Source organism: Vibrio sp. V03_P4A6T147 (genome assembly GCF_002241085.1).
GTDB classification, from domain to species: Bacteria; Pseudomonadota; Gammaproteobacteria; order Enterobacterales; family Vibrionaceae; genus Vibrio; species Vibrio anguillarum.
This window is the reverse complement of the sequence record NZ_NDIO01000205.1, coordinates 1-7447: the sequence shown is the minus strand read 5'-3', so window position 1 is coordinate 7447 and position 7447 is coordinate 1. Positions and strand designations below refer to the sequence as shown.

Sequence of the window (7447 nt, the reverse complement as noted above, 5' to 3'; positions counted from 1 at the left end):
GTCTATATATAGGATAATCAGAACCATAAATAGATTGGATGCTTTGACGCCACTCTTGAATCTCTTCCTTCGGTATTCGCCAACCGTACCTAAGCATGAGGTATGCGTACCATATGTGACTTGTAGAACTAGCAAACACCCATGAAAGATTACTCTCTAAAATAAATTTAGCTCGTTCTCTAAACTTAGATGGCGCACTATTCACAATGCTATGAAGCATCTCATACTTTCTCTTCCGAAGCTTAATTGATAAGTAGAGATTCAAGATCAAGTATGGGAACCCGCCTACTACTAGCAGTAACACTCCAGCTTTAATAACTAAATCAATCAAAGATCATTTCCTCAATAACTTTCCCTGTATCGTTCGAGAGTTCTCCTCCATACATTCCCCAAATAAAAGATCCACCAGCGACCAATGCAATTGATAGTCCGCCAGTAACAGGTATAAGAGCGATTCCCCATCCTATCGCAAGTCCACCCAAAACGTTTGTCAGGCCTGACGTACTATTTCTAACAACACTTCGATTGCAGGTTTCCTCAAACCAACCACTCGTATTGCATGTTTTGGCTACATCCATAGCATTACCATACAAGCCAGCCCCAATCACTAACCCATTGGCAACACCCAAAAATCGACTGAAAGACATAGCTTGCTTATACAAACTAGTCATCTCAATCCCTGAGACCGCCTTAGAGAAATCTTTCGCTCGATACAATTGTCGCTTACCGACATTAAGGTAGTCATTGATACGCTTCGCTTGAACATTTTTAATGTAACCCGGCTTACCAACCTCCGAAAGAATAGATTTCATCTCCTTTTGAAAGTCTCTCGCTTCTTTTCGCCATGACTTGTAATCAGGGTTAGAATAGAGAGCCTGCCCTGATAAGCCTTTGGTTTTCTCTGCAATATAGCGCGAATATTCAGCAAATGACTTCATCCTTTTGCTAAGCTTGTCCCCTTGAACCTGAGCGCCAGCAACTACGGCTCCAGCTCCTGCAACTATGTGATTTAAGTTAAAATCGCTAAGTTCTGTTGAAGCAGATTCACCTTGGTAAACATCTAGGCCGGATGTCGCCGCAACGAGTAAAGCATTGGTTGCCGTTTCATGGTGCTCTGCAAACCATTTCTTCTCTTCACTAGAGAGCTTCAGATACTCAGTCATAAGATCATTAGCTTGTTTGATAGCGACTTCTTCATCTGGATGTTTTTCTACCCATGGCGACACAACCAAAGGCATCCCTTCAATAATTTGGCTAAAGCTGCGTTTGAGGTGAGGATTCGATTTGAATACATGGTCAAGAATCGCCTTATCTTTTGATAAATAGGTTTCTTGCGCAAAATCTTCCACACTCATTTTCTTATCGGCGAAGACAAGATATACATCATCGACATCCAGAGGAGAGATTTGCCCCAAGTTAGCCACGACAAGGCCATTATCCAGAACAGTCTCGCTGTTGATAGGTTTAGCTGATGTTCCCTGAAAATTGCCGTTGTAAGCATAGTGAGTGTTTGCAGCTTGATTGTATGTCTTGGGCTCCACTGGCGGTAAATCACGTTGAACGATTTTGGTACTATCAAGATCTACAGGCTCTTGAACCGTGAGCGCATCCCCGACTTTCAATGACATCGGGTCAGCGTTGTACTGTGGATTCAAATCCAGTAATTGTTTCGCCGACAAACCATATTGCTCTGCAATGGCTCCCCATGATTCTCGTTGGTTGGTCTTAGAGTCCGTTCCAACAGTATGCGTTTCTGGTTTACTCTCTGCTTTCTCTGTGTCCGAGGGTTGAATGGTTTGTCTTTCTGCGACAGGTTGCTTGGGCGCAGCAAGCAATTCGTTGATATCAAGTTTAATACCATGTTGAGCCAACCAGTCATCATTGAGGTTGTCTAGCTCTTCTCGGGTAATTGGCTGTTCAAGATAAATCAGATGTTGGTTTTCAACGTCTTTACCTTCGAGCTTCCAGTAAACCAGAATGGCACTTTGATAGATGTTGTAGCCTTGCTCATCATTAAGCTGCTCGTGAGTGGAGCGTGTCGCGTAGAAGGCCCACTTGCCATTTCCTAGCAGCTTGTATTCTTGAACTAAACGGCCATTGTAGAAATGGTAGTAGTAGCCTTCTGTTGGTAGCCCCAAACGCTCACCAAGCTGCACTGAGGGGACAACTGGGATAAAGGCTTCTCGCACTACACCAGAGCCTATAGGCTTCACCTGCACATTGTCGGGAACGCTAATACCCAGAGCATTGGACGCTACTTTAGCGACTAATTTTTTCGGTTCATCAAAGGCGGTATGAGCGGTATATTTTGTACCGTGCTCGATTGCCTCCGTCTGCCAACGGCCAATCAGGGATTCTTGTTTGGTTTTCGCCAGTTCAAACGCATACCCCACGCTTTTTCTAAACGTCTCATCCGAGCAAGCCACTTCAAAGCAATATTCGTATTGCAGTTTTGGTGGTGCATCTGAGGTATCAGGTTTTACGGGCTCAGGAACGTAGGTCTCTTCAATGTTAGGCGCATAACCAGCGGAGCTTTGAGTGGGCGCAGCACTGCCAGCCGCACCGCCAGACATTTTTGTTCTGGACAGGTAGGCACTTTTCGCTTCTGGCGATAACGCCTCTTGCCCTTCCGCCGACAAGCTCCATGATTTGCTCATACCATCTCGGAGCATCACAGGCTTCGAAGGTGAGTCCGTCAATAGTGCTAACTCACCACTTTTCAACTTCTCCATAAAACTGGAATAGCTCATCCCCTGAGGGAGTGCCGAGCCTAACGCTCTTTCGTCCAGCCGACCAATGTCACCTTCAACCTGACCAAACTCATATGCCATCAGTTCGGTTAACCGTACCACTCGATAACCCACAATCAAATCCATCCGCTACTTTCAATGGGCGTATTCTACCTGACCAGCGGGAATTGCAGGATTTATAACCATAAGTTCGGTCTACCAATTGCAGACATTGTGATTTTCACCCACTACATCCAAACCTATTGATAATGACTTCATCATTAACCAACTTAGCCCAAACAAAAAATAGGGCATAGCTTGAGAGGTGTTACCCTCCCAAACTATGACTTCTTGTATTAGTCAGCTTCTGCCGCTTCAACCGCCAACAGGTCAGCTCTTTCATTCCCTTCAATGCCCGAATGTGCTTTGACCTTAAATACCTCGACATACTTCCTAGAACTCAATTCGTCCACTTGTTGCCAAAGCTTGCGGTTTTTAACCGGTTTCTTATCCGCTCGACGCCAACCTCGACCTTTCCAATCGTCCATCCAGATATTGAAACCTTTCACACAGTAATCGCTGTCCGAGTAGATAACATCCCCATCTTCTGCGTATTCCAATGCTTCAATTAAGGCCAGTAGTTCCAGCTCAGCATTGTCGGTTTTTCGATTGATGGTGATGCTCTCTTCATGAACAATCGCGTTGTCTTCATCCATGACCACCAGCCCGATACCACCTCGTGTACATCCGTGTTGGTTGTTCGGTGCAGCGCCGTCTACGTAAATTGAATAACTCATTTTTTTATCTCTCCAATTGCAAAAAGGGCGCATGACTTTGCTTAGTCAGCGCCCGTTGATGATGTGATTTGATGTTTGTGTTACTGAAAGGATTCGTGGTTGTCTCGCATACTCAGACGCGACTCCATCCATTCCTCGATTTCACTTTCGACCCAAGCTACCGCTCGTCCACCGAGTGGCACACTTTTAGGAAAGTCGGTTTCATCTGCCATGAACTTATAGATAGTGGAGCGGCCTAACCCTGTTAATGACATCACGTCTTTAAGTCGTAGAAATCTCATGGGAATTGTCTCCTCTTGTATATACCCATGGATAAGCCGCCACGGTAAAAAAGTGCAGTCGGCCTAATCTAATCTAGGCTAGAGCCAAAGCAGTAACGCTCTTCTTTCCACGCTTCAGCAAAGCTACTCAGACGGTGGAAGACACAACGCTTTATATTGGTATCTTTGCTCTTACAGCGTGTTCCTAGTCCATCGTTCCCTCGGTCGTTAAACAAAATGATTGATCGCTCTTTGCCTTTGTAGTGCTTTTCTATCGCTTCCTTCCAAGCTGTTTTTAGATGATCCACAAGCTGATTACCTTTATCCCAACAAATGGCAGGGCCGAAGTACTGACTATCATCAAGAAACAGCATCACTCGGTAGTTATGTGAAGGAGTTTTATCAGCTCGCTTACGCCATACATAAGGCAACGAATCTGCATCGATTTTCTCTTTCAGAATGTCAAAGTAGTCATTGAGGATGCTGAGATCGGTGTCTTGATGATCTTTAGGCAGGTATAAATCCAAACGCATCGCAAGAGTACGTTGATACTGAGTCAGAGCCTGATCAAAGACTTTATCCATCGTGGTAAGCGCTGATTCGTAAAGTCCTTTATTGCTGTAAAACAATGGATAATCTTTAAATGTTCTAGCACGAGTAATGGTTGGAAGGTGGGTTGTGTTCGACATGAGTAATACCTCTCAGTGTGTGAATGACATAGGCATTACTCGCGCTGTATTTTTTAGGTGAGTCGTGACTGCAACCAAAGCTCTTGTTGAAGTGACCGTTCCGGTTGGCAATGGGCTTCGCGAGACGACTGATTCGATAGAAGAACTCGTTTAACTGTAACGGGAACACTTCAGCGTCAGACAACAGCTCAAAACCTTCATTCGTAGGAGAGTAGGCTAATCCAGAGCATGGTTGGCTGTAATAAGCTTCAACCACCCTATCCCATGTCTTCCTCACTTTTTTGTAGAGAAAACGCCCCCAACCCTCTCGTCCAGTGCCGAAGTTTTGAAAGAGATCCCTATCAAAGAGCAAGATAAGATGATGATGCTGGCTGGTGGATTCACTGGCCTTCGCCCAGATATAGCGAATGACCGTTTGCTGGTATTGATAAGTTCTGTCGGTGTATTTGTCTCTACAGAGCTCATTAGTCTCCGATTCTAAAATACGAAAGAAATGGGCAAACACCGCTAGGTAATCTTCCCCGAAGTCACTCGGTAGGTTTAGGTTGATGTGAACAGCAAAGATTCTTGGGTATTGGTTTAGTGCTTCAGTCAGCACTCGGTCTATCTCCTCTAGGTATTCGAGAACGAGACCATCCTTTTGGTAGTAGAGTGGCTTTCCATTAAAGGTTCGGTCATGAGTGATGGTGTGGACTCTTTGATGAGCCTCGTTGAGTTGATGAATCATGATTGGTTCCTGTGGTTTGTTGTGATTCCCACAGGAACTGGTACTGCCGTTACTTTTTAAGCTACTTATGGCTATAGCCGAAATTTCGTCTACCGCTACCAAAGTGCTTAGTGTTCTCTTTTGCTAGATAGCTAATGTGCTTAAAGAACTCATCAAACGCATCATCAAAGTCTTCTGAGTTACAATTCAAACGGTGGATGACCACACTGTCGCTATTCTTTCTCTTTGAAAAATGAACCAGTCCATTGGCTTCCTCGTAGTCGACACCAGCCACCCTCGCCCATGCCTCTACGATAAAAGAGCCTAAGCTCTCCTGTTGCGTTTGAGTTTTCCCCAACCAGTTAAATCTATCTTTGTTGAACATGAGTACTAGGTGATAGTGGTCGTTTATCGAGCTAGAGCGCTCCCTCACCCAAGCAATCCGCACTTTGCAGGGATGCACTCTAGCACTCCCTTCTCTTTTCTTTCGTTTTCCGGAGTGATCAATCTGCGACTGTAATGAGCGTAGAAAGTCGGTCATGACATTACCGCTCTTTTCATTGTTCCTTAGCTTAGGAAACCTCAAATCCACACGAATAGCCATCAGCCGAGGATACTCGTCCAATGCGAGATCAATCGTATCGTGCATTTTCTCTAAGTAGTCGATATAGAGTGGACCGTGCTCGGTCTGGATAGGTCTACCCAGAAACGTTTTCTTGTTGGTCAGTCTGAGGTTTTTGTTTTTTCTAGAACGTACATTCATTCCTATCTACTCCGGTGTTTAGGTTCATAGATAGGTCTGTGTCGTTAATTTTTAATTGCGTACTGTGAGTCACTATGGTGACTCAGTTGATGAGCTTATGCCGATGTAATGGGTGTATTGATAGGGTAGATATGACTGTAATAATACTAACCAGACAGACAATGCTAAAACTGCTACGTATACATTTCCTGTCCATCTAAAGGGGCAAGTGCTAGTTAACCATCAACACCTAGGCACTGAACTGTGGAAAATCGATGTCCTCTCCCCCACTCTCGAATCCAAGTAAGTTACACGTTAAATGACAATCCGTTGAGCTAGTTAATGAAGAGATAGATCGATAATGCCCACGACTTCAACAGCAATCCATCACGCTAAAACAACCCAACTCATCCTCATTTACTCACATAAGATAAGATTATTAAAAATATTTTTTACCTATAAATCAATCAAGTTGGAAGAATAAAATTATAATAGTATATCTAGCAAAATCGAAAAATAATGGAAACGTACTCAATGCTCAACAATTGGGCAACCCAATGCAACTTAAAAGAAACCGTAGTTTCTCAACATCCGTTGCACAACTTCATTAATCCATTTGATCGTCAAAATGAATTTTTAGTGCTTACTGATAGCCAAAAAACAGATGGTAGATTTACGCGTAGACAACATACTCCCTCATCACTTATCCAACTCAACTCATGGGCTGATTTCCAACCAATGACAAAGCCCTTTGAACCAAACTCTGAGATCTATGTTCTACCCTCTCACCCCCTCAGTGAGTCAACAAGACAGACTCATTTTATGGGAGCATCACTAGTTGAGTACGACAACATTTACCAATACATAGAGCAAAAAGCTCAAGAGTTGGGGTTTCGCCAGCAGCGCACCCAGAACCTAATTATTGTGACTATGTTGTTAGCAAAGAACTTTGATTTAATGATTGGTGGAGTCCCTATAGGCGGAAAATGGATAGCGGATAAACTCGGTACAAACACCTATAAAGTAAGTGATCGGCTGAAGGATTTAGAAGATATGAACCTGATTCGGCGATGCTCAAGACTCTCGAAAAAAGACAAAACAAAATTAACTGGCTTCATTGAATTGACTCCGTTTTTTTTGCTCAACTTCACATCATTCTTTAGTAACAAGGATCATATCAACTGCGAGCAATACTTAGCCTCAAAAGCCGCCACACAGAAAGGGGAAACCAGCTATCAAATCTACGGTGAGAAAGGGCACTTTGAATACAAAGATATAATCTATACCCTTAAAGTTAGGTTACTCGAATTAACTAGAAATCCTACGGTCTGTGATCAAGTAAAGGTAGCAGCATACAAAGCGTTACTGTAGCGCTAACAATTAACAGGATGCTTTTACCTGAATTGTCACAAAAAAGGTGCACAGCAATAGAAAAGCATGTAATTAAAGTGATGAATAATGACAAGCTGTGATTAGCGTACAAAGTGCAACAAAAGCTCTAGGGCTCTTTAAACACTGAAATAT

At 43.5% G+C, this 7447-nt stretch carries 8 protein-coding genes; 1 reads left to right on the top strand and 7 read right to left on the bottom strand.

What is annotated here, in order from left to right; translation table 11 throughout:
• From B9J84_RS16330 to B9J84_RS08235, 7 genes are all read right to left on the bottom strand, one after another.
• Window positions 1-331: hypothetical protein (locus B9J84_RS16330; protein WP_094123927.1), on the bottom strand; the 331-nt coding region annotated here is incomplete at its 3' end.
• Entirely contained in the window at window positions 324-2876 is a 2553-nt protein-coding gene (locus B9J84_RS08260; RefSeq protein WP_094123926.1) for a LysM peptidoglycan-binding domain-containing protein, read from the bottom strand. The genes B9J84_RS16330 and B9J84_RS08260, both read right to left, overlap by 8 nt.
• Window positions 2877-3085: 209 nt before the next feature.
• Complete coding sequence (locus B9J84_RS08255) at window positions 3086-3526, bottom strand: ribonuclease HI (RefSeq protein WP_094123925.1); 441 nt, start codon at window positions 3524-3526, stop codon at window positions 3086-3088.
• Between the two features lie 80 nt (window positions 3527-3606).
• Complete coding sequence (locus B9J84_RS08250) at window positions 3607-3807, bottom strand: AlpA family transcriptional regulator (RefSeq protein ID WP_094123924.1); 201 nt, start codon at window positions 3805-3807, stop codon at window positions 3607-3609.
• A gap of 68 nt (window positions 3808-3875) precedes the next feature.
• Window positions 3876-4475 carry an inovirus Gp2 family protein gene (locus B9J84_RS08245; RefSeq protein WP_000072674.1) on the bottom strand — a complete coding sequence of 200 codons (600 nt, stop codon included), beginning with the start codon at window positions 4473-4475 and terminating at the stop codon, window positions 3876-3878.
• Window positions 4435-5202, bottom strand: coding sequence for an inovirus Gp2 family protein (locus tag B9J84_RS08240; RefSeq protein WP_094123923.1), 768 nt, complete (start codon window positions 5200-5202; stop codon window positions 4435-4437). The genes B9J84_RS08245 and B9J84_RS08240 overlap by 41 nt, the downstream gene beginning before the upstream one ends.
• A 61-nt stretch (window positions 5203-5263) precedes the next feature.
• Window positions 5264-5944 carry an inovirus Gp2 family protein gene (locus B9J84_RS08235; RefSeq protein WP_094123922.1) on the bottom strand — a complete coding sequence of 227 codons (681 nt, stop codon included), beginning with the start codon at window positions 5942-5944 and terminating at the stop codon, window positions 5264-5266.
• A gap of 498 nt (window positions 5945-6442) precedes the next feature.
• Here B9J84_RS08235 and B9J84_RS08230 point away from each other — a divergent pair, with 498 nt between their 5' ends.
• The gene (locus B9J84_RS08230) at window positions 6443-7294 is read left to right on the top strand and encodes a hypothetical protein (protein ID WP_094123921.1); all 852 of its coding nucleotides are present in this window, start codon (window positions 6443-6445) and stop codon (window positions 7292-7294) included.
• The last annotated feature ends 153 nt before the right edge of the window (window positions 7295-7447 follow it).

Bases quoted from the DNA above. Each gene is read 5' to 3' on its own strand.
- B9J84_RS08260 (WP_094123926.1), bottom strand. From the start codon at position 2,876: ATGGATTTGATTGTGGGTTATCGAGTGGTACGGTTAACCGAACTGATG.
- B9J84_RS08255 (WP_094123925.1), bottom strand. From the start codon at position 3,526: ATGAGTTATTCAATTTACGTAGACGGCGCTGCACCGAACAACCAACAC.
- B9J84_RS08250 (WP_094123924.1), bottom strand. From the start codon at position 3,807: ATGAGATTTCTACGACTTAAAGACGTGATGTCATTAACAGGGTTAGGC.
- B9J84_RS08245 (WP_000072674.1), bottom strand. From the start codon at position 4,475: ATGTCGAACACAACCCACCTTCCAACCATTACTCGTGCTAGAACATTT.
- B9J84_RS08240 (WP_094123923.1), bottom strand. From the start codon at position 5,202: ATGATTCATCAACTCAACGAGGCTCATCAAAGAGTCCACACCATCACT.
- B9J84_RS08235 (WP_094123922.1), bottom strand. From the start codon at position 5,944: ATGAATGTACGTTCTAGAAAAAACAAAAACCTCAGACTGACCAACAAG.
- B9J84_RS08230 (WP_094123921.1), top strand. From the start codon at position 6,443: ATGGAAACGTACTCAATGCTCAACAATTGGGCAACCCAATGCAACTTA.